Origin of the sequence: Methylosinus sp. PW1 (assembly GCF_000745215.1) — a bacterium.
Classification (GTDB): Bacteria; Pseudomonadota; Alphaproteobacteria; order Rhizobiales; family Beijerinckiaceae; genus Methylosinus.
In genome coordinates this window covers 593,071-615,795 of the sequence record NZ_JQNK01000008.1, presented here as the reverse complement: position 1 = coordinate 615,795, position 22,725 = coordinate 593,071, and the positions used below count along the sequence as shown (strand labels likewise).

At 66.2% G+C, this 22,725-nt stretch carries 27 protein-coding genes; 10 read left to right on the top strand and 17 right to left on the bottom strand.

Annotated elements, in window-relative coordinates; all coding sequences use genetic code 11:
- Nucleotides 1-17 precede the first annotated feature (17 nt).
- The 4 genes from K369_RS08605 to K369_RS08590 all read right to left on the bottom strand — a co-directional run bounded on the left by K369_RS08605 (nt 18) and on the right by K369_RS08590 (nt 2,951).
- Entirely contained in the window at nt 18-1,010 is a 993-nt protein-coding gene (locus K369_RS08605) for an NAD(P)H-dependent glycerol-3-phosphate dehydrogenase (protein ID WP_036289883.1), read from the bottom strand.
- Nucleotides 1,007-1,552 carry a phospholipase D-like domain-containing protein gene (locus tag K369_RS08600; protein WP_036289881.1) on the bottom strand — a complete coding sequence of 182 codons (546 nt, stop codon included), beginning with the start codon at nt 1,550-1,552 and terminating at the stop codon, nt 1,007-1,009. Before K369_RS08600 ends, K369_RS08605 begins: the two co-directional genes overlap by 4 nt.
- Before the next feature lie 27 nt (nt 1,553-1,579).
- Entirely contained in the window at nt 1,580-2,641 is a 1,062-nt protein-coding gene (gene tsaD, locus K369_RS08595) for a tRNA (adenosine(37)-N6)-threonylcarbamoyltransferase complex transferase subunit TsaD (protein ID WP_036290440.1), read from the bottom strand.
- Between the two features lie 100 nt (nt 2,642-2,741).
- Nucleotides 2,742-2,951, bottom strand: a complete 210-nt coding sequence (locus tag K369_RS08590; protein ID WP_036290437.1) for a DUF1192 domain-containing protein — start codon at nt 2,949-2,951, stop codon at nt 2,742-2,744.
- A 284-nt stretch (nt 2,952-3,235) separates the two neighbouring features.
- On the opposite strand from K369_RS08590, the gene ppdK reads away from it, so the two are divergent.
- The 3 genes from ppdK (at nt 3,236) to K369_RS08575 (ending at nt 7,609) form a co-directional block, all read left to right on the top strand.
- Nucleotides 3,236-5,914, top strand: a complete 2,679-nt coding sequence (ppdK, locus tag K369_RS08585) for a pyruvate, phosphate dikinase (RefSeq protein WP_036289880.1) — start codon at nt 3,236-3,238, stop codon at nt 5,912-5,914.
- 50 nt (nt 5,915-5,964) lie between these two features.
- Complete coding sequence (locus K369_RS08580; RefSeq protein WP_036289878.1) at nt 5,965-6,384, top strand: secondary thiamine-phosphate synthase enzyme YjbQ; 420 nt, start codon at nt 5,965-5,967, stop codon at nt 6,382-6,384.
- 139 nt (nt 6,385-6,523) lie between these two features.
- Nucleotides 6,524-7,609 (top strand): cell wall hydrolase, encoded by a 1,086-nt coding sequence (locus tag K369_RS08575; RefSeq protein WP_051949155.1) that lies wholly within the window; start codon nt 6,524-6,526, stop codon nt 7,607-7,609.
- A gap of 72 nt (nt 7,610-7,681) precedes the next feature.
- Here K369_RS08575 and K369_RS08570 read toward each other — a convergent pair whose 3' ends face one another.
- Nucleotides 7,682-8,341 carry a TetR/AcrR family transcriptional regulator gene (locus K369_RS08570; protein WP_036289877.1) on the bottom strand — a complete coding sequence of 220 codons (660 nt, stop codon included), beginning with the start codon at nt 8,339-8,341 and terminating at the stop codon, nt 7,682-7,684.
- Nucleotides 8,342-8,391: 50 nt separating this feature from the next.
- On the opposite strand from K369_RS08570, the gene K369_RS08565 reads away from it, so the two are divergent.
- On the top strand, nt 8,392-8,622 hold the full coding sequence (locus tag K369_RS08565; RefSeq protein WP_036289876.1) for a DUF4287 domain-containing protein: 231 nt from the start codon (nt 8,392-8,394) through the stop codon (nt 8,620-8,622).
- 50 nt (nt 8,623-8,672) lie between these two features.
- The gene (locus K369_RS08560; protein ID WP_036289875.1) at nt 8,673-9,077 is read left to right on the top strand and encodes a DoxX family protein; all 405 of its coding nucleotides are present in this window, start codon (nt 8,673-8,675) and stop codon (nt 9,075-9,077) included.
- 92 nt (nt 9,078-9,169) lie between these two features.
- On the opposite strand, the gene K369_RS08555 is transcribed toward K369_RS08560, so the two are convergent.
- Entirely contained in the window at nt 9,170-9,691 is a 522-nt protein-coding gene (locus tag K369_RS08555; RefSeq protein ID WP_036289873.1) for a GNAT family N-acetyltransferase, read from the bottom strand.
- On the bottom strand, nt 9,688-9,966 hold the full coding sequence (locus K369_RS08550) for a DUF1778 domain-containing protein (RefSeq protein ID WP_036289871.1): 279 nt from the start codon (nt 9,964-9,966) through the stop codon (nt 9,688-9,690). The genes K369_RS08555 and K369_RS08550 overlap by 4 nt, the downstream gene beginning before the upstream one ends.
- Here K369_RS08550 and K369_RS27120 point away from each other — a divergent pair.
- Nucleotides 9,854-10,150: a hypothetical protein gene (locus K369_RS27120; RefSeq protein ID WP_198033094.1), complete on the top strand. Its 297-nt coding sequence runs from the start codon at nt 9,854-9,856 to the stop codon at nt 10,148-10,150. The two genes, K369_RS08550 and K369_RS27120, sit on opposite strands and share 113 nt — an antisense overlap.
- A 16-nt stretch (nt 10,151-10,166) precedes the next feature.
- Here the strand turns inward: K369_RS27120 and K369_RS08545 are convergent, their stop codons facing one another.
- Complete coding sequence (locus K369_RS08545) at nt 10,167-10,532, bottom strand: tRNA-binding protein (protein ID WP_036289869.1); 366 nt, start codon at nt 10,530-10,532, stop codon at nt 10,167-10,169.
- Between the two features lie 107 nt (nt 10,533-10,639).
- On the bottom strand, nt 10,640-10,945 hold the full coding sequence (locus tag K369_RS08540) for a hypothetical protein (RefSeq protein WP_036289867.1): 306 nt from the start codon (nt 10,943-10,945) through the stop codon (nt 10,640-10,642).
- A 361-nt stretch (nt 10,946-11,306) separates the two neighbouring features.
- On the opposite strand from K369_RS08540, the gene K369_RS08530 reads away from it, so the two are divergent.
- The 4 genes from K369_RS08530 to K369_RS08515 all read left to right on the top strand — a co-directional run bounded on the left by K369_RS08530 (nt 11,307) and on the right by K369_RS08515 (nt 15,421).
- Nucleotides 11,307-11,846, top strand: coding sequence for a histidine phosphatase family protein (locus K369_RS08530; protein WP_348983888.1), 540 nt, complete (start codon nt 11,307-11,309; stop codon nt 11,844-11,846).
- Nucleotides 11,847-12,472: 626 nt separating this feature from the next.
- Nucleotides 12,473-13,978: a YcjX family protein gene (locus K369_RS08525; protein WP_036289863.1), complete on the top strand. Its 1,506-nt coding sequence runs from the start codon at nt 12,473-12,475 to the stop codon at nt 13,976-13,978.
- A 136-nt stretch (nt 13,979-14,114) separates the two neighbouring features.
- Complete coding sequence (locus tag K369_RS08520; RefSeq protein ID WP_036290429.1) at nt 14,115-14,861, top strand: hypothetical protein; 747 nt, start codon at nt 14,115-14,117, stop codon at nt 14,859-14,861.
- A complete protein-coding gene (locus K369_RS08515) occupies nt 14,858-15,421 on the top strand; it encodes a type II toxin-antitoxin system VapC family toxin (protein WP_051949153.1) in 564 nt (187 codons plus the stop codon). Before K369_RS08520 ends, K369_RS08515 begins: the two co-directional genes overlap by 4 nt.
- A 15-nt stretch (nt 15,422-15,436) precedes the next feature.
- On the opposite strand, the gene K369_RS08510 is transcribed toward K369_RS08515, so the two are convergent.
- The 8 genes from K369_RS08510 to nrdR all read right to left on the bottom strand — a co-directional run bounded on the left by K369_RS08510 (nt 15,437) and on the right by nrdR (nt 22,709).
- A complete protein-coding gene (locus K369_RS08510; protein WP_036289861.1) occupies nt 15,437-15,664 on the bottom strand; it encodes a hypothetical protein in 228 nt (75 codons plus the stop codon).
- A 138-nt stretch (nt 15,665-15,802) separates the two neighbouring features.
- Nucleotides 15,803-17,986 carry a sodium-translocating pyrophosphatase gene (locus K369_RS08505; protein WP_036290422.1) on the bottom strand — a complete coding sequence of 728 codons (2,184 nt, stop codon included), beginning with the start codon at nt 17,984-17,986 and terminating at the stop codon, nt 15,803-15,805.
- A 202-nt stretch (nt 17,987-18,188) separates the two neighbouring features.
- Nucleotides 18,189-19,172 (bottom strand): thiamine-phosphate kinase, encoded by a 984-nt coding sequence (gene thiL, locus K369_RS08500; protein WP_036289859.1) that lies wholly within the window; start codon nt 19,170-19,172, stop codon nt 18,189-18,191.
- An 86-nt stretch (nt 19,173-19,258) separates the two neighbouring features.
- Complete coding sequence (gene nusB, locus K369_RS08495; protein WP_036289857.1) at nt 19,259-19,717, bottom strand: transcription antitermination factor NusB; 459 nt, start codon at nt 19,715-19,717, stop codon at nt 19,259-19,261.
- Nucleotides 19,714-20,214 (bottom strand): 6,7-dimethyl-8-ribityllumazine synthase, encoded by a 501-nt coding sequence (ribH, locus tag K369_RS08490; protein WP_026598123.1) that lies wholly within the window; start codon nt 20,212-20,214, stop codon nt 19,714-19,716. Before ribH ends, nusB begins: the two co-directional genes overlap by 4 nt.
- A gap of 245 nt (nt 20,215-20,459) precedes the next feature.
- Nucleotides 20,460-21,062, bottom strand: a complete 603-nt coding sequence (locus K369_RS08485) for a riboflavin synthase (RefSeq protein ID WP_036289855.1) — start codon at nt 21,060-21,062, stop codon at nt 20,460-20,462.
- A 1-nt stretch (nt 21,063) separates the two neighbouring features.
- Nucleotides 21,064-22,203 (bottom strand): bifunctional diaminohydroxyphosphoribosylaminopyrimidine deaminase/5-amino-6-(5-phosphoribosylamino)uracil reductase RibD, encoded by a 1,140-nt coding sequence (gene ribD / locus K369_RS08480; RefSeq protein ID WP_036289853.1) that lies wholly within the window; start codon nt 22,201-22,203, stop codon nt 21,064-21,066.
- Entirely contained in the window at nt 22,200-22,709 is a 510-nt protein-coding gene (nrdR, locus tag K369_RS08475) for a transcriptional regulator NrdR (RefSeq protein ID WP_036289851.1), read from the bottom strand. Before nrdR ends, ribD begins: the two co-directional genes overlap by 4 nt.
- Nucleotides 22,710-22,725: the final 16 nt, after the last annotated feature.

The window sequence follows — 22,725 nt, the reverse complement described above, 5'->3', positions numbered from 1 at the left end:
GAGCCGTCAACGAAAGCTCAAGCCTCCGCTCTCAACGGCCGCATCAGCAGCGCCTCTATCGCCTGATCGACGCCGATCGCGCCCGACAATATCGCATCCACAGCCTCGGCGATCGGCATTTCGACGCCGCGCTCCCTCGCCATGGCGACCAACGCCGAGGCGGTGAAGGCGCCCTCGGCGAGCTTGCCATGGGCGGCCTCCAGCGGCGCCTCGCCGCGTCCCAGCGCCGCGCCCAGGGCGAAATTGCGCGATTGCGCCGAGCCGCAGGTGAGCACGAGATCGCCGAGGCCGGAGAGGCCCATCAAAGTTTCCTGATTGACGCCATAGGCGCGGCCGAGGCGCGTCAGCTCGGCGAAGCCGCGCGCGATCAGCGCGGCGCCGGCGCTGGCGCCGAGCGCCCTGCCTGCCGCCATGCCGCTGGCGATGGCGAGCACATTCTTCGCCGCGCCGCCGATTTCGACGCCCAGCACATCGGTGGAGCGATAGAGGCGGAAGGCGCGCGTCGACAATGTCTCGCAGAGGCGCTTGGCCAGCGCCTCGTCGCGCGCGGCGAGCGTCACCGCCGTCGGCAGGCCGCGGCAGACATCGGCGGCGAAGCTCGGGCCGGAGAGAATGGCGATATTCGCCTGCGGCAACTCCTGCGCCGCCACCTCGCTCATGAAGCGCCGCGTGCCGCGCTCTATGCCCTTGGAGCAGATGACGAAAGCCGTTCCAGGCGCGAGAATGTCGCGAAAGCGCCGCGCCACTTCGCGCATCGCCTGCGCCGGAACGACGGAGAGCACGACGCCGGCCCCCGCCACGGCCTCGAAATCGGCGGAAGGCGCGACGCCCGCCGCCAGCGGCAGGCCGGGCAAATAGGCGCGGTTCTCGCGGTCACGCGAAAGAGCGGCGATATGGGCGGGATCATGGCCCCAGAGCGCGACTCTGTCGCGCCCGGTCGCGGCCACATTGGCGAGCGCCGTTCCCCAGGCGCCGGCGCCCAGCACGGCGATCTTCTCCTCGCTCGTCATCGCATCCCGATCTTTTGATTGTCCGAACGCGCCCATAGCCGCTCGAAGGTCTCCTCGAATTGCTCGACCGCGGCCGGGCTCTCGATCAATATGAGGTCATTGTCCTGGAATTCGGCGCCCGAGACCGAAAAATTGGCCGAGCCGCTGCGCAGCGCCCGGCCATCTACCTGATAAGACTTCAAATGCATCAGATCGCGCGAACGGCCCTTGCGCTTGATCTGCATGTTGCGCGCCGCCGCTATGGCCTCTATGGCCGGGCTGAGGCCGCCGCGCTCCTCGCCATCGAGATAGATGCGCACGCGCACGCCGCGCATGGCGGCGGCGCCCAGCGCCGAGATCACCGCGCGATCGGTGAGGACATAGGCGGCCATATCGATGGATTTTTTGGCGCCGCCGATGAGGCGCAGATCGAGATCCTCGAAGCCGGGGCGCGGTCCATAGAAGACGCGAACGCCGACGGCGAGCGGCTCCTGCGACAGCAGGCCGCCGGGCTGCGGCGGAACCGAGAAGGTCGCCGCCGCGGCCAGCAAGAGCCGCTTCATCTCCGCCCCGCCGAAAGCATCGCCCGCTCAGGCTTTGCCGTGGTGCAGCACGCCGGCGTTGGCGTCGAGCGGCCAGCGCGGGCGGGCGGCGAAGGTCAGATCATCGGTCATGCCGCGCGCAAAGCGCTCGAGCCCGGCCCAGGCCACCACGGCGCCATTGTCCGAGCACAGCCCCGGCGGCGGCGAGACGAAGCGCAAGCCGGTCTCGGCGCAGAGGCGGGTGAGCGCGCGGCGGATCGCGCCATTGGCGCCGACGCCGCCGCCGATGACGAGGCCATTGGGCTGGCCGCCATTCTGCGTGAAGATGCGCAGGCCGGAGCGCACGCGATCGACCAGAACATCCACGATCGCCGCCTGGAAGGAGGCGGCGAGATCGGCGACGTCGCGCTCGGTCGGCGTTCCGATCCGGGCGATCTCCTGGCGCACCGCGGTCTTGAGGCCGGAGAGCGAGAAATCCGCCCCCTCGCGGCCGAACATGGGCCGCGGAAAATCGAAGCGGGCCGGATCGCCCTCCTCCGCCAGACGCTCGATATGCGGGCCGCCGGGATAGGGAAGGCCGAGCATTTTGGCGACCTTGTCGAAGGCCTCGCCGGCCGCGTCATCGACCGTCGAGCCGAGCCGCTTGTAATCGCCGACGCCCATTACGGCGACGAGCTGCGTATGGCCGCCGGAAACCAGCAGAGCGAGATAGGGGAAGTCCAGCCGCTCGGTCAGGCGGCCGGTGAGCGCATGCGCCTCGAGGTGATTGACGGCGATGAAGGGCTTGTCGGCGGCGAGCGCCAGCGCCTTGGCCGCCGTGAGGCCGACGAGAATGCCGCCGATGAGGCCCGGCCCGGCCGAGGCCGCTATGGCGTCGACGCCGGCGATGTCGGTTCCCGCCGTATCCAGCGCGCGGACGATCAGCCGCTCCAGCACATCGATATGCGCTCGGGCGGCGATCTCCGGCACGACGCCGCCATAGGCCGCATGCTGGGCGATCTGGCTCATCACCTCATTGGAGAGAATGTCGCCGCCATCGCCGCCGATGCGCGACGCCACGACGGCGACCGCCGTCTCGTCGCAGGTGGTTTCAATGCCGAGAACGCGCATGGACGAGTCCTTGAGCGCCGGCGGACGAATCGCCCTGCCGGCGGGAGCGAAAACAGGCGCCAACCTATAGGCGCGCGGCCCGGCAAAGCAAATCGCCGATCTATTTCTTGAAAAACGCGTCGGCGGCGGCGAGCGAGGCCGCCTTGGCGGCGCGCGCCTGCTCCAGCCGCTCGATCTCGGCGCGCAGCAGCGCGATGCGCGCGTCGAATTCGGCGACCGAGAGCGCGTCCAGGGGCTGGCCGATCTCATGCGAGACGGTCTTGCCGCTTCCCACTCCGGCGCGCGGACGCTCATCCTGGTCGTCGATCATGGCGTGGTCCCCGAAGCTTTCCTCGCGGAATTGCATTAGACCAGAAAAGCGCGCCGCTCGCCATGCATCGGGACGCGCGTCCCTTTTCTGCGCCGGCGAGGCCGCTGTTCACGGAATATTCGTCTCGGCCGACCTATTTTGTGACAAGGACCGGTCATTCGCCGGACAATCCCGGCGCCGCCGGTTGCGAGCGTGAGCTCGAATATGCGAAACCTTCGGGGGAAGCTCTCGGCGGTCCGGTTCTTGTATGTTGCGCCGCAGCGTGGCGCCCGGAAAATGATGCTATGACCAAATGGGTCTATAATTTCGGCGGCGGCGCGGCCGAAGGCGCGGCCGCGATGAAGAACCTGCTCGGCGGCAAGGGAGCCAACCTCGCCGAAATGGCCGGGCTCGGCCTGCCGGTCCCCCCTGGCTTCACCATAACCACCGAGGTCTGCTCGCATTTCTATGCGAATGGCAAGACCTACCCGGCCGAGCTCGACGCGCAGATCGACGCGGCGCTGGAGCGTCTCGGCAAGCTCGCCGGCCATAGTTTCGGCGAGTCGAAATGGCCGCTGCTGGTCTCGGTGCGCTCCGGCGCCCGCGCCTCCATGCCCGGCATGATGGATACGGTGCTGAACCTCGGCCTCAACGACAAGACCGTCGGGGCTCTGGCGGCGATCGCCGGCAATGAGCGTTTCGCCTATGATTCCTACCGTCGCTTCATCGAAATGTACGCGACAGTGGTGCTCGGCCTCGAGCATCACGAGTTCGAGGACGCGCTCGAGCATTATAAGGAGAAGAAGAGCCTCTCGCTCGACACGGATCTCTCGGCCGATGATTGGCGTTTTATCGTCGACACATTCAAGACGATTGTCGAGAAAGCGACCGCCCGCCCCTTTCCACAGGAGCCGCGCGAGCAATTATGGGGCGCGATCAGCGCCGTTTTCTCCTCCTGGATGAATCATCGCGCCGTCATCTACCGCCAGCTGCACAATATTCCCGAGGATTGGGGCACGGCCGTCAATGTGCAGGCCATGGTCTTCGGCAATATGGACGATAATTCCGCGACCGGCGTCGCTTTTACCCGCAACCCCTCGACCGGCGTGCGCGAGCTCTATGGCGAGTTCCTCATCAACGCCCAGGGCGAGGATGTCGTCGCCGGCATTCGCACGCCGCAATCGATCACCGAGGCGGCGCGCCGCGCCGGCGGCTCCAGCCGCCCCTCCATGGAGACGGCGCTGCCGGATGTGTTCGAGGAGTTCCGCCACGTCTCGGCCCTGCTCGAGAAGCATTATCGCGACATGCAGGACATGGAGTTCACCGTCGAGCGCGGGAAGCTCTGGATGCTGCAGACGCGCACAGGCAAGCGCACCGCGCCGGCCTCGCTGAAGATCGCCGTGGATATGGCCAATGAGGGGCTCATCACGCGCGACGAGGCGATATTACGCATCGATCCTCTGTCGCTCGATCAATTGCTGCATCCGACCATCGACCCGGACGTGAAGCCGACGATTTTGGCCAGCGGTCTGCCCGCCTCGCCCGGCGCCGCCGTCGGCGAGATCGTCTTCGACGCCGCGGAAGCGGAGGCGCTCGCCGCGCAGGGCCGCAAGATCATTCTCGTGCGCGTCGAGACCAGCCCGGAGGATATCGGCGGAATGCACGCCGCCGAGGGCATATTGACGACGCGCGGCGGCATGACCTCGCACGCGGCCGTGGTGGCGCGCGGGATGGGCAAGCCCTGCGTCTCCGGCGTCGGCGCCATCCGCGTGAGCTATGAGGACCAGAGCTTTTCAGTCGCCGGGCGGCGCTTCGCCAAGGGCGATCTCGTCACCATAGACGGCTCGGCCGGCCGCGTGATCGCCGGCGCGGTGAAGATGCGCCAGCCGGAGCTCACCGGCGAATTCGCCGTGCTCATGGAATGGGCGGACAAGGCCCGCCGCATGCGCGTGCGCGCCAACGCCGAGACGCCGGCGGATGCGCGCGCAGCGCGGCGCTTCGGCGCCGAGGGCGTCGGCTTGGCCCGCACCGAGCACATGTTCTTCGAGGACGATCGCATCGTCGCCGTGCGGGAAATGATCCTCGCCGATGATGTCGAGGGCCGCCGCGCCGCGCTCGCCAAGCTGCTGCCGATCCAGCGCGGCGATTTTCAGGAGCTGTTCGAGATCATGGCCGGCCTGCCGGTGACGATCCGCCTGCTGGACCCGCCGCTGCACGAGTTCCTGCCGCATACGGAATCCGAGATCGCCGAGGTGGCGCAGGCCATGGGCGCGGACCCGGCCAAGCTGCGCCAGCGCGCCAAGGAGCTCTCCGAGTTCAACCCGATGCTCGGCTTTCGCGGCGTGCGCCTCGCCGTCGCCTTTCCCGAGATCGCCGAGATGCAGGCGCGCGCGATCTTCGAGGCGGCGATCGCCTCCGCCGCGCAGACCGGCGTTCCGGCAGTGGTCGAGATCATGGTGCCTCTGGTCTTCTCGAGGGCGGAGCTCGATTTCGTCGCCGAGCGCATAAGGGCGATGGCCAAAGCGGTGGAGGACGAAACCGGCCTCTCGCCCAAATATCACATCGGCACGATGATCGAGCTGCCGCGCGCCTGCCTGCGCGCCGCCGAGATCGCCGAGACGGCGGAGTTCTTCTCCTTCGGCACCAATGATCTCACCCAAACGGCGCTCGGCGTCTCGCGCGACGACGCCGGCTCTTTTCTCGGCGCCTATGCGCAAAAGGGAATATTGCCGGCCGATCCTTTCGTGACCATAGACCAGCAGGGAGTCGGCGAGCTGGTGCGCCTCGCCGCGACGCGCGCCCGCGCGCAACGTCCCGCTATCAAGCTCGGCATTTGCGGCGAGCATGGCGGCGATCCTGCCTCCATCGCCTTCTTCGAGAGCGTCGGCCTCGATTACGTGTCCTGCTCGCCCTATCGCGTCCCGATCGCCCGCCTCGCCGCGGCGCAGGCGGCGCTGGGCAAGGAGGCGGTGAGCACGGCGTGAGCGCATGAGGAGCGCTGGACTTCTCCGCGCTTCCTCCGCACATTCCGCCAATGCGCCAATCGCTCCATCACTTCCATGTCGAGACCCGCGGCAAGGGCTTTTACGACGTCACCCGCGTCGTCTCCGCATGGGCGCGCGGCGAGGGGCTGACGACCGGCCTGCTCACCCTGTTCTGCCGGCACACATCGGCCTCGCTCACCATTCAGGAGAACGCCGATCCGGCCGTGCTGCGCGATCTCGAGCGGGCCTTCTCGGGCCTCGCGCCCGAGGGCGCGCGCCTCTATGAGCATGATACGGAAGGCCCGGACGACATGCCCGCGCATATACGAACGGCGCTGACGCAGACGCAGCTCTCCATTCCATTGTCGCGCGGCGCGCTCGTGCTGGGAACTTGGCAGGCGATCTATCTCTTCGAGCATCGCCATGGCGCGCAGACGCGCGAGCTGGTGGCGCATCTCCTCGGCGAATGATCCAAAGCGGGACATGCGAGGAGCGCCGCCTTAACCGACCCGCAAGCCTAATGAGCGATAAGTTTTCCCCGTAAGCTTTTCTGCGTTTGCGTGTGGCGTTTCGGCCACGCTTCCGCGGGTCGAGACGGGGCGTCAGCGTATGAGTCGTCGGTCGGGAGTGAGCTGGGCCATAGGCGTCATCGCGCCCTGGTGGCTGGGCGCTGGCCTGTTGGTGTCCTTCACCGCGGCCGCCGGCCAGGACCCTTCGCAAGGCTGGAATGTCGCGCCGCATCTCGCGCGCATGCAGACGGCGCGGCTTTCCGTCGGCTCGCAGGAGGATATTCACGCGCAGCCGGACGAGCGCGAGCCGCATGCTGCGCTGAAACCCCATGCCGAGGCTTTCCCCGAGGTGGACCGCACGAAGAAGGGCGATCCCGTCATCGCCATGCGCCCCTCCTTCGACACGCGGCGCAATGACAGCGAGACGGTGGAGATTTCGCTCGGCGCGGACAGCGAGACGACAACCATCTCCCTCGCCGAGCCGGAAGCCGCCGACCTTCCCGCCGATTCCAGCGGCGCGCCGACGACGCAGCGCGGCAATGGCCAGGCCTCGCCCTCGCAGCGCGGCTCGGCGACGACGCAGCGCATCTCCGAGGCGATGCGCGAGCGCGCCGCCCATGGCGCGACGCCGCAGGTCGCGCGCGCCGCGGCGCTCGCCTCCTCGACGCCGGCGCAGCCCGACGCAGTGCCGATCGCCGTCGCCTCCTTCTCGCCGTCGCGCGCTCTGCAAGACGCGAAGATGCCGCCCGATTACGCCTCGCTGATCGACCCGGACAAGCTGGCGCGCGAGAAGCGCTGCCTCGCCGAGGCGGTCTATTTCGAATCGCGCAGCGAGCCGGAGGCGGGCCAGGCGGCGGTGGCGCAAGTGGTGCTGAACCGCGTGTCCTCGGGACTCTATCCGACCAGCGTCTGCGGCGTCGTCTATCAGAACCGCAGCCATTACAAGGCCTGCCAATTCTCCTTCGCCTGCGAAGGCCGCAAGCTGCGCGTCACCGAGCCCGACTCCTGGGCGACCGCCCAGCGCGTCGCCGATGAGGTGATGAACGGCCACACCTATATTTCGGACGTGGGCCGCTCGACGCATTACCACGCCAATTACGTGAAACCGCGCTGGGCCAAGCAGCTGAAGAAGATGGACAAGATCGGCAATCACATCTTCTATCGGCTGCGGCCGGGGCAGACGTGAGACAAACGATCGATCCGCGGACTTGGGCGCCGACCTCGATCTGAGATGCGCCGAGAGAGGCTGCCTCGCGATTCAATCCTGCGCGGACGCCCATTCTTGCCCCGCCGCGTCATTCACCAGGGCGCGCACAAGCGTTTCGGACAGCCATTGCTGATAACGATCCGGCGTCCAGCCGCTCTCTTGCACGAGCATTCGATAGACGTCGCGGCTAGTGTACATCCAAAGAATGCGCCGCGCCTCGTCCAATCCGAGTCCTTCCCGCTGCTTCGCTTTCGCAAAGAGGTGACCGATGCGCTGTTCCTGCATCTCGAACCGGGTCGTCTCGAATTCCTGCTCCATGTTGCGAAGCGCGGGTGAGAAGGCCGAAGCGCCACGAATGAGGCCGAGCTCGGCGCTCTCGCTCTCGTAAATGGCGCGCGCCACATGCGCCGTGAGCGCAATCGCTCTGACGGGATCGGTCACTCCCTCGAGCTTGGCGAGCGCGTCCTGAAATCTCTGCCCGAAAAGCGAAGCCCGCATGAGGGCGCGCAGAATGCCCTCCTTGGATTTGAACAGAGCATAAACGGTCGCTGCGGCGACGCCCGCTGTTTCGGCGATCCGGACGATCGTCACGCCATCTATGCCCTGATTCGTGAAAAGTCCCTTCGCGGCCTCGAGAACGCGAATCTTCGTCGCCTCCGCAGATCGGCTCCGAAGTGTGGATGCATAGGGGCGCTTGCCACTCGCCGACATTTTAGATATAGCTCACTATATTCAATACATATGACTCCGAGAGATCGCCCATGACGTTCCAAGCCTATCTCGACAACATCAAAGCGAAGACGGGCAAGGACGCCGACGACTTCAGGAAGCTCGCTGACGAGAAGGGCTTCACTCGACAGGGAACGCTCGAGAAAGGCGTCAAGGCCGGTGAGATCGTCAAGTGGCTCAAGGAGGATTTCGGACTCGGTCACGGCCATGCCATGGCCATTTACGCTGTGCTCAAGGGAGCAAAACAGTCACTCTCCGAATAGCGGCTCTCGCAACCGACCACGCCGCGGGTCTCGAACCTAGGAAAGCGCATATGACACCATCAGACACGGCCGCGACTCGAAGCTGGATGCGATGGACAGGCTATGGCCTCACCGCGCTCGTCGGTCTGTTTATGACCATGGACGTGGCCATGAAGCTCGCGCAGCTTCCCATCGTATTGGAAACGACTGTTCAGCTCGGCTGGCCCACGACGACCGTCGTCTCGCTCGGGCTCGTTTTGCTGATAAGCACGGCGTTGTACGTGATTCCGAGCACATCCATTCTCGGGGCCATTTTGCTCACCGCATATCTCGGCGGCGCCGTCGCGACACATGCGCGCATCGGAAGCCCGCTTTTCAGCCATACGCTGTTCGGCGTCTATGTCGGCATAGCGCTCTGGGGCGCTCTCTATTTGAGGAACGATCGCCTGCGGAGCTTGATCCCCATCAGCCGATAGAGGCGCTCGGGCGCGCCGGCAAAGCGCGGCGGCGCCACTCGGCTCGAACACACTCTGAGGTGCGCCAATAGCGCCTCCTGCCAGACGCAGACTCAAGAGCGCTCCGCGAAGCTCAGCCGCAGATCGGCCATGCGAATGATCATCGCGCGGCGCGGATCATAGGGCAGCTCGCAAAACCCCCATCGTGCGTAAAAGCTCCGCGCATCATCGTCGAGCGGATGCGTGAGGAGGCCGGCGCCGCCGATGATCTCGGAAACGCGCAACGCCGTCTCGAAAGCAAAGAAGAGAAGGTCAGCGGCGTATCCCCTTCCCTGACAGGCCTTGTCCACCGCGAGCTGTCCGAGCAATAGGACGGGCACAGGGTCGGGGCGATTGCGTTGCTGCGGCTTCGGCAGATAGGCGCGCTCGATCTGCGCCGCGCTCATCGCCACATAGGCGACAATGAGGCCCGTGTCGCCGGCCGTCATCACATTGACGCGCGACACGTCATTGAGCTGGTTGAGCCAGGCGCGGCGGCGAAACCAGTCGTTGAGGGACGCTCGCCCGCAATCGAACTGGCTGCGGTCGTCGCTTTCCCGGAGCGGCCGCGGCGGCGACGGCGCCGCGATCTTCATTTTTTCCAAGAGGGCGTTCGCCGCGCCAACGCCGAAAGCGCGGCTATCGGCTCGGCGGGACGGTCGAGCCATGCCTCGAACTCTTCCCAATCTTTCGCCGGTATAGTGACGACGCCACGCTCGAGCACCTCGGCCTCCGCCGCCTCCACCGCTTTGCGACGCATGAATTCGCTCAACGTCATGCGCGACTGGGCCGCCGCCTCTTCCAGCAGCGCGCGCTCGTCGGGCGAAACCCGCACGCTCAGGACGGAGGTTGCTGTGGATTGCTCTTTCATGCGTATGACAATAGCATACAGACTCGAAATTTCAATTCGAGCGGGGCGCGACGGCGGTTTCGCGACGGCGATGTCGGAAGAAAAGCCACGAACGATTCGAGAGCGGATATTCGCCTGGGACGATTGGCTGGCGACGCTCGAGTTTCTCGTCGATCTGCTCGGCTGGCTCAACGTCTTCAAATAAGGCGGCGACCGCTCCCTCAATACAGCCGCGCTCCATTCGGCACGGCCCGCTCTGGCGCGACCAGAACCACATCGCCATTTTCGTCGGGGAAGCCGAGCGTCAGCACCTCGGACATGAATTTGCCGATCTGCCGCGGCGGGAAATTCACCACCGCCGCCACCTGGCGCCCGACCAGCGTCGAAACATCGTAATGCGCCGTGATCTGCGCGCTGGAGCGCTTCACGCCGAGCCCCGGGCCAAAATCGATCTCGAGCTTGTAGGCGGGCTTGCGCGCCTCGGGAAAGACATGGGCGGCGACGATCGTGCCGATGCGAATGTCGACGGCTAAAAAATGCGAAAAATCGATCCGTTCGGCCGCAGGCGCGGCGGGGTCGAAGCTCATGCGTAAAATCCTGGCGCACCCGATTTTCGTCGAGAAGCCGCACGAGGGCGGCCTCTCGACAAAGAATGCTCGCCGCCGGCCCACGCTCGCGGCGGGCCGGCGCCGTCTCAGTGCGCGGCCCAGTCGTCGCGGGTGGGCAGCACGTCGCGCAGCGTCTTCATCTCGACCCAGGCGAAGGCTCCGTCCGGATCGGCGACGGCGATGCTGTTCTCGATGATGAGCTTGTCGCACAGCATCACGCAGATGGCGTCGATCGGCGCGCTGGTGTCGTTCTCCTCGGTCATGCGGTCGATGGAGATCTCGCCCTCTTCCTCGCCGTCGACGAGGTGCATGATGAACACCTCCTCGTGACCGGCGACGCCATGCGCGTTGACCCTGAAAGTTTCGCCACGATATTGGAATTCGCGGATCATGCGTTCCCTTCCCCCAGTTCCCACGGCGCGAGCGCCGCAATCGTCGATATCGGCCGCGCGCGCGAGATTCCGTCCACGCGGGCGCGAGGTGGCGGCGAGGCGCCATCGGGGAAAATGCTATAGCGCAACCGAGCCGCTTCGAAAACCTCGCGCGCGAGCGGATCGGCGCGGCATTTCGCTCGCGGGACCGGCGGGCGGCGCCATGCATATGGGCGCGCCGCGTCGCGAAACTTTCGCTATGATCGGCAAAGAGTGATTTCCGACCGGACGGGCTCCGGCGCGCCGACGTGGCGATTTTACGAAAAAATGCCGCTCGGGGCGCTCCCGCTCCGGGCCGCCGTCTAGCGATCGGGCCGAAAGAATGATGCGACGTCTCATCCTGCTGCGCCACGCCAAAGCCGACGCCCATTCCGCGGGGGGCGATCGCCAGCGCCCGCTGACCAAGCGCGGCGAAGAGGACGCCCGCTCCGTCGGCCGCTATCTGGCCGAGGCCGGGCTGGCGCCGGATCTCGCCGTCGCCTCCGACGCGCGCCGCGCCAAGCGCACGCTGGATCTGACGCTCGAGGCCTTCCCCAAGGAGGTCGAGCACAGGCTGGACGATGAATTCTATCTCGCGACGCCGGATCGCCTGCTGGACGCCGTGCGTCAGACGCCGGCCGAAATCTCCACTCTGCTCGCCATCGGGCATAATCCGGGCTTCGCCGAGCTGGCCTCCGCCCTCGCCTCCGACGGCGAGCCCGAGGCGCTCACCCGCATGCGCTCCAAATATCCGACCGCGGCGCTGGCGGTGCTGGATTTCGACGCCGAGGATTGGGCGATGGTCGGCGAAGGCGCCGGCCATCTCGAGCGATTCGTGACGCCGGGCGATCTGCGCGGCGGAATCGCCGACGAGCCGGACTGAAGCGCAGCCTCCCGCGATCTTCGGCCGATCGGCTCGCGCGGCGTCGCCGCCTTCCTTCTCCCCGCTTGCGGGGAGAAGGTGAGGATGAGGGGCTCGGGGCGTTTTCCGTCCCTGGCTAATGCCCCGAGCCCCTCACCCCGGCCCACTCCCCGCTCTCGCGGGGAGAGGGAGGGTGGGCCGTATCACTCGTCGCCGCCGTGGACGCCGGGCGGGTCGGGCTGGGGGTTGAAGGCCTGCGCGCCGGCGGCGCTGAAGACGAAGCCCGCGATCAGGCCCAGGGTCAGGAAAAGCTTCTTCATTGGGGTTTGCTCCGAAATTTCGTGACTGTTCGAAAAAATATCGCCGCTACTCTCACTCGTCGCCGCCGTGAACGCCGGGCGGGTCGGGCTGCGGATTGAAGGCCTGCGCGCCAGCGGCGCTGAAGACGAAGCCGGCGATGAGGCCGAGGGTCAGGAAAAGCTTCTTCATCGGGGTTTGCTCCGTTCTGTGTTTCGCGTCATTTGCGATGTGTGGAGATTAGCCGCCGCTCTCCCCGGCGTTTGTGCGCTGGCGAACATTGCGCGCCCTACCCAAATCGCCGGCCGCTTGTTACACGAGAGGCGACCCCGCACGCCCGAGCCGCCACCTTGTCGCAGATCTCCGATCTTCTCTTCGACACCACCGTCGCCGCCGCCAGCCTCAAGGATTTTCTGGCGGGCGGACGCTTGCGGCTCGGCGTCACCGGCCTGTCGCGCTCCGGCAAGACGGTGTTCATCACCTCGCTGGTGCATCATCTGACCCGCGCCGTCGCCGCGCGCGACGCCGCGCATGGCCGCAAGAATCAGCTGCCCGTCTTCCGAGTCGCCGCCGAGAATCGGCTGCGCAGCGCCCATCTCGATCCGCAGCCGGACGACGCCGTGCCGCGCTTCTCCTATGAGGAGCACCTCTCCGCGCTGACCGGCGCCGATCGCCATTGGCCGCAATCGACGCGCCGCATCTCCGAGCTGCGCGTGACGCTGGAATATGAGCGCAAATCCGCCGGGCTGCTGTCGAGCTTCCGGCCCGGCCCGGCGCGGCTGGACATAGACATCGTCGATTATCCCGGCGAATGGCTGCTCGACCTGCCGCTCTTGGAAAAATCCTATGCGCAATGGTCGCGCGAGACGCTGGAAGCCGCCTCGGCGGCGGCGCGCGCGACCATCGCCGCCGATTGGCGCGGCGCGACGGCGGGCGTCGATCCGAAGGAGCCCGCCTCCGAGGATGTGGCGCGCAAGCTCGCGGCGCTATTCACCAATTATCTGCGTTCCGCCAAGACGGAGCGCTTCGCCCTCTCCACTTTGCCGCCGGGGCGCTTTCTGATGCCGGGCGAGCTCGAGGGCTCGCCGGCGCTGACCTTCGCGCCGCTGCCAGTGGAGGAAGGCTCCGCGCCCCCCTCCGGCAGCCTCGCGGCGATGATGGAGCGCCGCTATGAGGCCTATAAGACCCATGTGGTGCGGCCCTTCTTCCGCGATCATTTCGCGCGGCTCGACCGGCAGATCGTGCTGGTGGACGCGCTCGCCGCGCTGAACTCCGGCCCGGCCGCGGTGCGCGATCTGGAGACGGCGCTCGCCGATGTGCTGACCGCCTTTCGCACCGGCCGCTCCAATCTGCTCTCGACGATCTTCCGCCCGAAGATCGACCGCATTCTCTTCGCGGCCACCAAGGCCGACCATCTCCACCACACGAGCCATGATCGGCTCGAGGCCGTACTGCGCCACCTCACCTCGCGCGCGATCGAGCGGGCCGAGGGCGTCGGCGCGACCATAGACGTAATCGCGCTCGCCGCCGTCCGTGCGACGCGCGAGGCCATCGTCAAGCATGACGGCGAGCAGCTCGCGGCCATCGTCGGCACGCCGATCGAGGGCGAGCGCATCGGCGACGACGTGTTCGACGGCGTGGCGGAGGGCGCGATCTTCCCCGGCGAATTGCCGGCCGATCCGCGCCGTGTCTTCCGCGGCGACGCTCTGGCGCTGGCCGAGGAGGACGCCGATTTCCGCTTCCTGAAATTCCGCCCGCCAATCGCTTCGCTCGGCCGCGACAAGGAGCCCCTGCCCTTGCCGCATATCCGGCTGGATCGGGCGATGGAGTTTTTGTTCGGGGATCGGCTGGGGTGAGACAACGCAATCCAGCGGGGTCGACGAGACGGCTAGACTGTTCTATATTCGTTCTTTGACGCAGTCTCGACTGCGGCGACGAAACATATTGTAAATTCGCTCCATGATAGTACGGGAGGCGAGAAGGCGTAACGAAATGAGCGGCGAATACCAATTCCGCATCGCGGATAGTTTCACGCCTGCAACGCTCCCGATGGGGCGGCTTGCGGAATACATGACCGCGCTCGCGAGGCTGCTCGGCGAGGGTGCGCACGTTCATTTCCAAGCGATCATCCCTGGATCAGTCAGGCTGAAGGCCCGGGTGGACGAGCCCGCTCAACTCAAAGTTCGCGAGCGCGTTTACGCGGTTCGAGATGGTGGCGGCCCGCAAGATGCGCGTAAGGCATATGATGCGCTCGATGAATTACTCCGCAAGGACAACGCCAGCGGCGCACTCGCGGGCGATGACGGCGCGATCATAATTCCCTTCCCTGGCCGTATGCGCTCGGAGCCGCTTGTCTTTGGCCCGTTTCGTCAAGACTGCACATTGGATGGACAAATTTTCCGGATCGGCGGCAAAGACGACACTAAGCACGTCCACATCCGCGACGGCGCGACAGAGTTCACCGACCTTGTGGCTAGCGAGTCGATCGCTCTCCGGCTACGCCACCATTTGTTCGGCGCAACTCTTCGCTTTCATGGCGAGGGTACATGGTTCCGTCACGGCGATGGCACGTGGGAATTGAGAAGTTTCAGGATCAATGATTTCGAGGAACTCGAAGACAGGCCGTTGTCGGAGGTCGTCGCGAGTTTGCGCAAGGTGAAGGGCAGCACATGGCGTGAGGTTCCAGATCCCGTTCGCGAGCTTCTCGAGGATCGTCACGGCAACGGAGACGCCAATTGATCGTCGCCTTCGATACGAACATCCTCGTCTATTTCTTCGACGAACAGGCCAAAGCTCCGATTGACGCCGCTACGGGCGCGCCTGTCTCCAACTGCAAGGATCGCTTAGATTTCTTGATCACGAAACTACAGCGAGACAAAGCCAAGATCGTCATCCCGACGCCCGCTCTCGGCGAGCTCCTCGTCAAGGGACGGGAAGCCGCGCCGGAGTGGCTCGCGATTCTCCACAAATCGCGACACTTCCGTATTGCAGGATTTGATGAGCGAGCGGCAATTGAGTTTGCAGCGACCCAGGCGCAACGTGTCGCCTCGGGTCAGAAGAATGAGGGCGCTACCCGCGCGAAGGCGAAATTCGACGATCAGATCGTTGCGATAGCCGCAGTCGAAGGCGCGACCGTCATCTACTCGGATGACCCTCATATTAAGAAAATGGCGGGAGGCCGCTTCGAAGTCATCGGCATTGCCGACCTTCCACTCCCGCCGAGCGACGCTCAAAGCCGCTTCGAGTTTGATCGACAGGACGAGCCGGCGATCCCGAACGACAACACAAGCGACTCGTAATCACCTGAATGAAAATCATCTGGCGAGTTTCGCATAAAGCGGTCCATAACGCTTGAGACTCGACTGATAAGCGGACATGACATGCGCCCGCCGTCGCGTCTTGTTATGCTTTTCGACATAGGCGCCGAGAGCGTCCTCGACGATCGACTGAAGCTGCCGCCCCTCTCGCTTGGCGATCTTTCGGATCGCGGCCAGCACGTCCCGATCCACTTGTATGGCGAATTTCTCGCAGACGATGGTCATGACGTCTCACTCAAATCTCGGAAATGAACATCGGCGCGTATCAGGAAACGTCAAGACATATCAAGACCGAAGCCGAAACGAAAAAAGGCGGGGTCGCCCCCGCCTCTATTCGCTACTCGCTATTCGCCTCGCCTCGCCTCACCGCGCCAAAATCGCCAGCAGCAGCAGCGCCACTATGTTGGTGATCTTGATCGCCGGATTCACGGCGGGGCCGGCGGTGTCCTTATAGGGGTCGCCGACCGTGTCGCCGGTCACCGAGGCTTTGTGCGCGTCGCCGCCCTTGTAATGGGTGACGCCGTCCTTATCGACGAAGCCGTCTTCGAAGCTCTTCTTGGCGTTGTCCCAGGCGCCGCCGCCGGAGGTCATCGACACGGCGACGAAGAGGCCGTTGACGATGACGCCGAGCAGCGCCGCGCCCAGCGCCGCAAAGCCATTGGCCTTGGAGCCGGAGATGATGGTCACGCCGAAATAGACGACGATCGGCGCCAGCACCGGCAGCAGCGAGGGGATGATCATCTCCTTGATCGCCGCCTGCGTCAGCATGTCGACGGCGCGGCCGTAATCCGGGCGCTCCGTGCCGTCCATTATGCCGGGCTTCTCCTTGAACTGACGGCGCACCTCCTCCACCACAGAGCCGGCCGCGCGGCCGACCGCCGTCATGGCGATGCCGCCAAAGAGATAGGGAATGAGGCCGCCGAGGATGAGGCCGGCGACGACATAAGGATTGGCGAGATCGAAATCGACCTTGCCGATATCCTTGAAGTAGGGAACGCCGCTCTCGGTGAAGTGCCGCAGATCATTGGAATAGGCGGCGAACAGCACCAGCGCGCCGAGTCCGGCCGAGCCGATGGCGTAGCCCTTGGTGACGGCCTTGGTGGTGTTGCCGACAGCGTCCAGCGCGTCGGTATTGTGGCGAACTTCCTTGGGCAGGCCCGCCATTTCGGCGATGCCGCCGGCATTGTCGGTCACCGGGCCGAAGGCGTCGAGCGCGACAATGATGCCGGCGAGGCCGAGCATGGTCGTCACGGCGATGGCGACGCCATAGAGCCCGCCCGCCTGATAGGCGAAGATGATGCCGAGCGCGATGACGATCGCCGGCGCCGCCGTGGCCTCGAGCGAGACGGCGAGGCCCTGGATGACATTAGTGCCATGGCCCGTAACCGACGCCTGGGCGATCGACGCCACCGGGCGCTTGCCCGTGCCGGTGTAATATTCGGTGATGTAGACGATGAGGCCCGTCACCGCGAGGCCGATGAGGCCGGCGAAGAACAGGCCATAGCCGTGGATCGCCTCGCCATTGGCCTTGCCGATCTCGCCCCAGCCGACCGTGAAGGTGGTGGCGAGGAAGAGGCCGCCGATCGACAGCACGCCGGCGGCGATGAGGCCCTTGTAGAGCGCGCCCATGATCGTGTCCGGCACGCCGATCTTGTCGAACAGCGGGCCGGCGATCTTGCCGATCTCGGAATCATCGGCGCCGAGCTTCACGAAATAGGTGCCGGCGATGGAGGTAACGATGGAAAGGCCGCCGATCGCCAGCGGATAGACGATCGCAGAGGCGAGGCCCGTCTGTCCGGCGAAGAAGATCGACGCCAGAACCATGGTCGCGACAATGGTGACGACATAGGTCTCGAAGAGATCGGCCGCCATGCCGGCGCAATCGCCGACATTGTCGCCGACATTGTCGGCGATGGTGGCGGGGTTGCGCGGATCGTCCTCGGGAATGCCGACCTCGACCTTGCCGACGAGATCGGCGCCGACATCGGCGCCCTTGGTGAAGATGCCGCCGCCGAGGCGCGCGAAGATGGAGATCAGCGAGCCGCCGAAGCCGAGCGCCACCAGCGCATCGACCACGACGCGATCGGAAGGCGCATAGCCCGCGAAGACGGTGAGGATGAAGTAATAGATCGCGACGCCGAGCAAAGCGAGGCCGGCGACCAGCAGGCCAGTGATCGCGCCCGCCTTGAAGGCGATATCGAGCCCGCCGGCGAGCGATTTCGTCGCCGCCTGCGCGGTGCGGACATTGGCGCGCACGGAGACATTCATGCCGATGAAGCCGGCCGCGCCGGAGAGCACCGCGCCGATGAGGAAGCCGAAGGCCACCGCCCAGCCGAGCAGAATGACGAGCAGCACGAAGATGACGCCGCCGACATAGGCGATCGTCGTATATTGGCGTTTCAGATAGGCCTGCGCGCCCTCCGCGACGGCGCCGGATATTTCCTGCATGCGCGCAGAGCCGGCGTCCGCCTTCTCGAGTTCTTGCCAAGTCTTGACGCCATAGGCGACAGACAATAGTCCGAAGACGATGCTGAGAAACAATACCATGACGATTGCGCCCTCTCCGTTCCTCGGCCGCGCGCGCTGATTTGTTCTCGTGGCCCGCGCTTGCGGCAATTTCGTCCCCGCGACAACGATAGTCCGACCGCAGTCGAATCGTACGGCTGCGGCGCCGGGGGAAAAGCGCGTCAGTCATGCCAGAAACACCGGTTTTCGGCAATGGCGGCCAAGGTCGCGCGCCGCCGCGCCCTTAGAAGTGGCTGAAGGATAGATGGTTGAATTTTATAATCGTTCCAGAAGAATTTAAGAATTGTGGCGGCTCGGCGCCGGCTGTGACGACGCCGATCTCGGCGAGGGCGATCCTCGCCTCCCCTGCCGCCAGCGCCAGCGCGGGGGCGGCCTCGGCGGGAGCGCAGCAGAGGATTTCGTAATCATCCCCGCCCGTGACTGCGCGGGCGAGCAGCTCCGGCTCGCGCGCGATCGCCTCCCGCGCCGCCGCCGAGAGCGGAACCTTCTCGAGCTCCACCCGTGCGCTCGCCCCGCTCGCACGAAGCAGCTTGGCGAGATCGCCGGCGAGCCCATCAGAAACGTCCATCGCGGCGCTCGCGTGGTCGCGCAGCGCCGCGATCAAGGACAGGCGCGGCTGTGGCAGGCGGTATCGCTCGAGCAAAGCCGCCCTCGCCCCCTCGCCCAGCTGCACGGCAAAAGCCTCGCCGTGCGCAACGCCGAGGCCGAGCGCGGCGTCGCCTATCGTCCCGGAGACGAAAATGCGATCCCCCGGCCGCGCGCCCGAACGCGAGACGAAGCGCGTCGCGCGGCCGAAGGCGGCAATGGAGATGGTCAGAGGACCGGGCGTCGCCGTTGTGTCGCCGCCGAGCAGCGGACAGGCGAATTCGCGCGCATCCTCGGCGAGGCCGGCGGCGAAGCTGCGCGCCCAATCATTGGTCCAATCGGGCGGCAGCGCCAGAGTGAGCAGAAAGCCCAGAGGTTCCGCCGCCTTGGCCGCGAGATCGGAGAGACTGACGCGCAGCGCCTTCTCGGCGACGAGACCGGGCGGATCGTCGGCGAAGAAATGCACGCCGGAAACCAGCGCATCGGTGGTGACGACGATCTCCCGCGCCCCGCCCAGCGGCAGCAGAGCCGCGTCGTCGCGCAGGCCGAAGGCGCTCTCCGCGGCGAGCGGCGCGAAGATTTCGGCGATCAGCTCGTCCTCGTTGAAGCGGCGCTCCGCCATCGCTTCTCCCTCGGTAGAGCGAGCCTGAAGGCTCGCAGTCCGGCTCGCTCCCTGGACCGCGAGCCTTCAGGCTCGCATCACGCGCCTCACTTCTCGGAAAAATGCTCCGGCCGCGCCTGTCGCGCCAGGCGATCCAGCACGGCGTTGATCATGCCGGATTCCGTCGCGCCGAAGAAGGCGCCGGCGACGTCCACATATTCCTTGATGACCACTTTGACAGGTATGTCGCGCCGAAACCCCAACTCGAAGCCGCCGGCGCGCAATATGGCGCGCATCACCGACTCTATGCGCTGCAGCGGCCAGCCGCCCTGCAGCGCAGAATCGAGCGCGCGATCGATGGTCGCCTGATTGTCGAGCACGCCTTTCACGATATCGCGGAAGAACTGCAGCTCGGCCGGCTTATATTGCACGCCCTCGATCTCGCGGCCGATCCAATGCACCTCGAATTCGGCGTAGATCTCGTTGAGCCCTTTGCCGGCGACCTCCATCTGATAGAGCGCCTGCACGATGGCGAGCCGCGCCGCCGATCTCTCCTCGACGCTCACGAGCGGCCCCCGAGCTTGCGCTTCAGGCGCACCAGCGCCAGCGCCGCCAGCGCGGCGTCGCCGCCCTTGTCGGCCCCGCCCTGCTTGGGATCGGCGCGCACGGTCGCCTGCTCCTCATTGTCAACGGTCAGGACGCCATTGCCGAGCGGCAGGCGCCGCGAGACCGAGAGATCGGTGAGCGCGCGAGCGCTCTCATTGGCGACGATCTCGAAATGATAGGTGTCGCCGCGAATGACGCAGCCGAGCGCCACCACGCCCTCATAGGGCGCGCCGGCGGCCTCCGCCGCGTCGAGCGCTATGGCCGCGCCCGCCGCCAGCTCGAGCGCGCCGGGGACGGTGATGGTGGTGACGTCGCAGCCGAGCTCCTCCAGCGCATGGACGGCGCCCTCGTGCAGAAGCTCGACGATATCTTCGTTGAAATGCGATTCGACGACGAGAATGCGCGCGCCTTCGACAGGCGCGAGATCATCGTCATCGGCGCGGTAGGACCCTGCCATTCAAGACTCCATGGGCGGAGGGGCTGCCCCCTCCCTCACCCTCCTCCGCTTTGCGGGAGAGGGATGCGGCGAGCGTCCCGCGACCTCTCTATGAAGCGCGCAACCTGCTCCCTCTCCCGCGAAGCGGGGGAGGGTTGGGGAGGGGGCGCGCGACGCTCTATGAAACGAAGCGGCGATGGATACACATTTTTTCGGGGAAAGCCTACCGCTCGTACGCATCGGCTCAGCGATGGATAGCTTCGGCCCTACTTCGCTTCCGCCAGCCGGGCGGCGTATCTCGCCATCAGATCGACCTCCAGGTTGAGGCGGTCCCCTGTCCTGTAGCCGCCCCAGGTCGTCACCGCGAGCGTGTGCGGGATGATGAGAACGGAGAATCGGTCGCCCTCCACCGCATTCACGGTGAGCGAGGTTCCGTCCAGCGCCACCGAGCCCTTCTCGGCGATGAAGCGCGCATATTGGTGCGGCGCCTCGATCCAAAAGCGCGACATGCCGTCGAAATCATCGCGCGAGACAATCGTCGCGACGCCATCGACATGGCCGGTGACGATATGGCCGCCCAATTCGTCGCCGATCTTCAGCGAGCGCTCCAGATTTATGCGGCGGCCGACGGCCCATTCGCTGGCCGTGGTGCGCGCCAATGTCTCGGCGGCGGCGTCCACCTCGAAGACAGTCCGGGCGCCCTCGCGGCGCAGCCCGATCGCCGTCAGGCAAGGGCCGGAGCAGGCGATGGAGGCTCCGAGGGCGATGCTCTCCAGCGGATAGGCGCAGGCGATGGCCAGGCGGCGCAATTCGCCGCGCGGCTCGACCGCGAGGATTTCGCCGACGTCGGTGACGAGGCCCGTGAACATTTCAGCCGATCCTCTCGTAGCGGGTCATGCGATCGACGCCGAGCATGGCCGTTTCGGCGAGGCGATAGCGGCTCTCATCCTCGAGAATGGCTCGCGCGGTCGGAGTGAGCGCGAGCCGGCCCTGACGGCCGAGCGGCTTCAGCCCGGTATGGAGAACGACATCATCGGCGAGCGAGGCGGCGAGCAGGCTCTCGGCGACGCGCGGGCCGCCCTCGCTGAAGACGCGGGTGATGCCGCGTTGCGCCAGCAGGCCGAGCGCTTCCCCCAGAGCGAGGCGGCCGGCGTCGTCCACGCTGGCGCGCGCGACCTCGATTCCTGTGGCGGCGGCGAAATCCTGCGCCTCGGCTTCGGCGACGCCCTCCCCGACGATGACCAGGGTCGGCGTCTCGCGCGCTGTGGCGGCGAGGCGGGAGTTGCGCGACAGGCGCAGCCGGGCGTCCAGCACCACACGCAGCGGCTTGAAAGCCTCGAGGCCGGGAAGGCGCACAGTGAGCAGCGGATCATCGACCGAGGCGGTGCCATGGCCGACCATGATCGCGCTGTGCAGCGCGCGCTCGATATGGGTGACGCTATCGGCGAGCGCGCCGGTGATGAAGAGACGCGGGTCGTGCTCGGCCCCGGCGGCGTAGCCATCCGCCGTCTGGGCGAGCTTGAGAGTGACCATGGGCCGGCTCTGCGTCACCCGCAATATATGGCCGAGATGATCGGCGCGGGCCTGCCCGGCGCGCACGCCGGTCGTCACTTCCACGCCGGCCTCGCGCAGCCGGGCGTGGCCGCGGCCGGCGACGCGATCGTCCGGGTCCTCGAGCGCGGAGACGACGCGGGCGATTCCAGCGGCGATGATCGTGTCCACGCAGGGCGGCGTCGCGCCGTGATGGGAGCATGGCTCCAGAGTGGCGTAGAGCGTCGCGCCCCGCGCCGCCTCGCCGGCGGCGGCCACGGCGACCGTCTCGGCGTGCGGGCGGCCGCCCAGCGCCGTATAGCCGCGGGCGATGACGACGCCGTCCTTGACGATGATCGCGCCGACGGCGGGATTAGGCCCGGTGCGGCCGAGATTGCGCCGGCCGAGCGCCAGCGCCGCCGCCATGAAGGCGTCGTCTATGATGGTCTGAGACTCGGATTGCGGCTTCGTCGCGGTCATCTCCCGCCCGGCGCGGTTTCGGGGTCCACCACCGTATCCGCGCGCTGCTCGCCCTCGCTATGCGACAATTCGTCGATCAGCGCATGGAAATCGCCGATCTCGCGAAAATCGCGATAGACGGAGGCGAAACGCACATAGGCTACGTCATCGAGCGTTTTGAGGCCCTGGATCACCAATTCGCCGATCTGCGTGCTCTCGATCTCCGTGTCGCCGGAGCTCTCGAGCTGGCGCACGACGCCATTGACCATGCGCTCGACGCGCTCGGGGTCGATGGGCCGCTTGCGCAGCGCGATTTCCAGCGAGCGCATCAGCTTGTCGCGATCGAAAGGCACGCGGCGGCCCGATTTCTTGACCACGATCAGCTCGCGCAGCTGCACGCGCTCGAAAGTCGTGAAACGGCCGCCGCAGCCGGGACAGACGCGCCGACGCCGGATCGAGGAGGAATCCTCGGCCGGCCGGGAGTCTTTCACCTGCGTGTCGGGCGAGCCGCAATAGGGACAGCGCATGGACTCACCTTACCGC

Excerpts from the sequence above, each read along its gene's own strand:
- K369_RS08605 (WP_036289883.1), bottom strand. The coding sequence starts at position 1,010 with ATGACGAGCGAGGAGAAGATCGCCGTGCTGGGCGCCGGCGCCTGGGGA.
- K369_RS08600 (WP_036289881.1), bottom strand. The coding sequence starts at position 1,552 with ATGAAGCGGCTCTTGCTGGCCGCGGCGGCGACCTTCTCGGTTCCGCCG.
- tsaD (WP_036290440.1), bottom strand. The coding sequence starts at position 2,641 with ATGCGCGTTCTCGGCATTGAAACCACCTGCGACGAGACGGCGGTCGCC.
- K369_RS08590 (WP_036290437.1), bottom strand. The coding sequence starts at position 2,951 with ATGATCGACGACCAGGATGAGCGTCCGCGCGCCGGAGTGGGAAGCGGC.
- ppdK (WP_036289880.1), top strand. The coding sequence starts at position 3,236 with ATGACCAAATGGGTCTATAATTTCGGCGGCGGCGCGGCCGAAGGCGCG.
- K369_RS08580 (WP_036289878.1), top strand. The coding sequence starts at position 5,965 with ATGCGCCAATCGCTCCATCACTTCCATGTCGAGACCCGCGGCAAGGGC.
- K369_RS08575 (WP_051949155.1), top strand. The coding sequence starts at position 6,524 with ATGAGTCGTCGGTCGGGAGTGAGCTGGGCCATAGGCGTCATCGCGCCC.
- K369_RS08570 (WP_036289877.1), bottom strand. The coding sequence starts at position 8,341 with ATGTCGGCGAGTGGCAAGCGCCCCTATGCATCCACACTTCGGAGCCGA.
- K369_RS08565 (WP_036289876.1), top strand. The coding sequence starts at position 8,392 with ATGACGTTCCAAGCCTATCTCGACAACATCAAAGCGAAGACGGGCAAG.
- K369_RS08560 (WP_036289875.1), top strand. The coding sequence starts at position 8,673 with ATGACACCATCAGACACGGCCGCGACTCGAAGCTGGATGCGATGGACA.
- K369_RS08555 (WP_036289873.1), bottom strand. The coding sequence starts at position 9,691 with ATGAAGATCGCGGCGCCGTCGCCGCCGCGGCCGCTCCGGGAAAGCGAC.
- K369_RS27120 (WP_198033094.1), top strand. The coding sequence starts at position 9,854 with ATGAATTCGCTCAACGTCATGCGCGACTGGGCCGCCGCCTCTTCCAGC.
- K369_RS08550 (WP_036289871.1), bottom strand. The coding sequence starts at position 9,966 with ATGAAAGAGCAATCCACAGCAACCTCCGTCCTGAGCGTGCGGGTTTCG.
- K369_RS08545 (WP_036289869.1), bottom strand. The coding sequence starts at position 10,532 with ATGAGCTTCGACCCCGCCGCGCCTGCGGCCGAACGGATCGATTTTTCG.
- K369_RS08540 (WP_036289867.1), bottom strand. The coding sequence starts at position 10,945 with ATGATCCGCGAATTCCAATATCGTGGCGAAACTTTCAGGGTCAACGCG.
- K369_RS08530 (WP_348983888.1), top strand. The coding sequence starts at position 11,307 with ATGATGCGACGTCTCATCCTGCTGCGCCACGCCAAAGCCGACGCCCAT.
- K369_RS08520 (WP_036290429.1), top strand. The coding sequence starts at position 14,115 with ATGAGCGGCGAATACCAATTCCGCATCGCGGATAGTTTCACGCCTGCA.
- K369_RS08510 (WP_036289861.1), bottom strand. The coding sequence starts at position 15,664 with ATGACCATCGTCTGCGAGAAATTCGCCATACAAGTGGATCGGGACGTG.
- K369_RS08505 (WP_036290422.1), bottom strand. The coding sequence starts at position 17,986 with ATGGTATTGTTTCTCAGCATCGTCTTCGGACTATTGTCTGTCGCCTAT.
- thiL (WP_036289859.1), bottom strand. The coding sequence starts at position 19,172 with ATGGCGGAGCGCCGCTTCAACGAGGACGAGCTGATCGCCGAAATCTTC.
- ribH (WP_026598123.1), bottom strand. The coding sequence starts at position 20,214 with ATGGCAGGGTCCTACCGCGCCGATGACGATGATCTCGCGCCTGTCGAA.
- K369_RS08485 (WP_036289855.1), bottom strand. The coding sequence starts at position 21,062 with ATGTTCACGGGCCTCGTCACCGACGTCGGCGAAATCCTCGCGGTCGAG.
- ribD (WP_036289853.1), bottom strand. The coding sequence starts at position 22,203 with ATGACCGCGACGAAGCCGCAATCCGAGTCTCAGACCATCATAGACGAC.
- nrdR (WP_036289851.1), bottom strand. The coding sequence starts at position 22,709 with ATGCGCTGTCCCTATTGCGGCTCGCCCGACACGCAGGTGAAAGACTCC.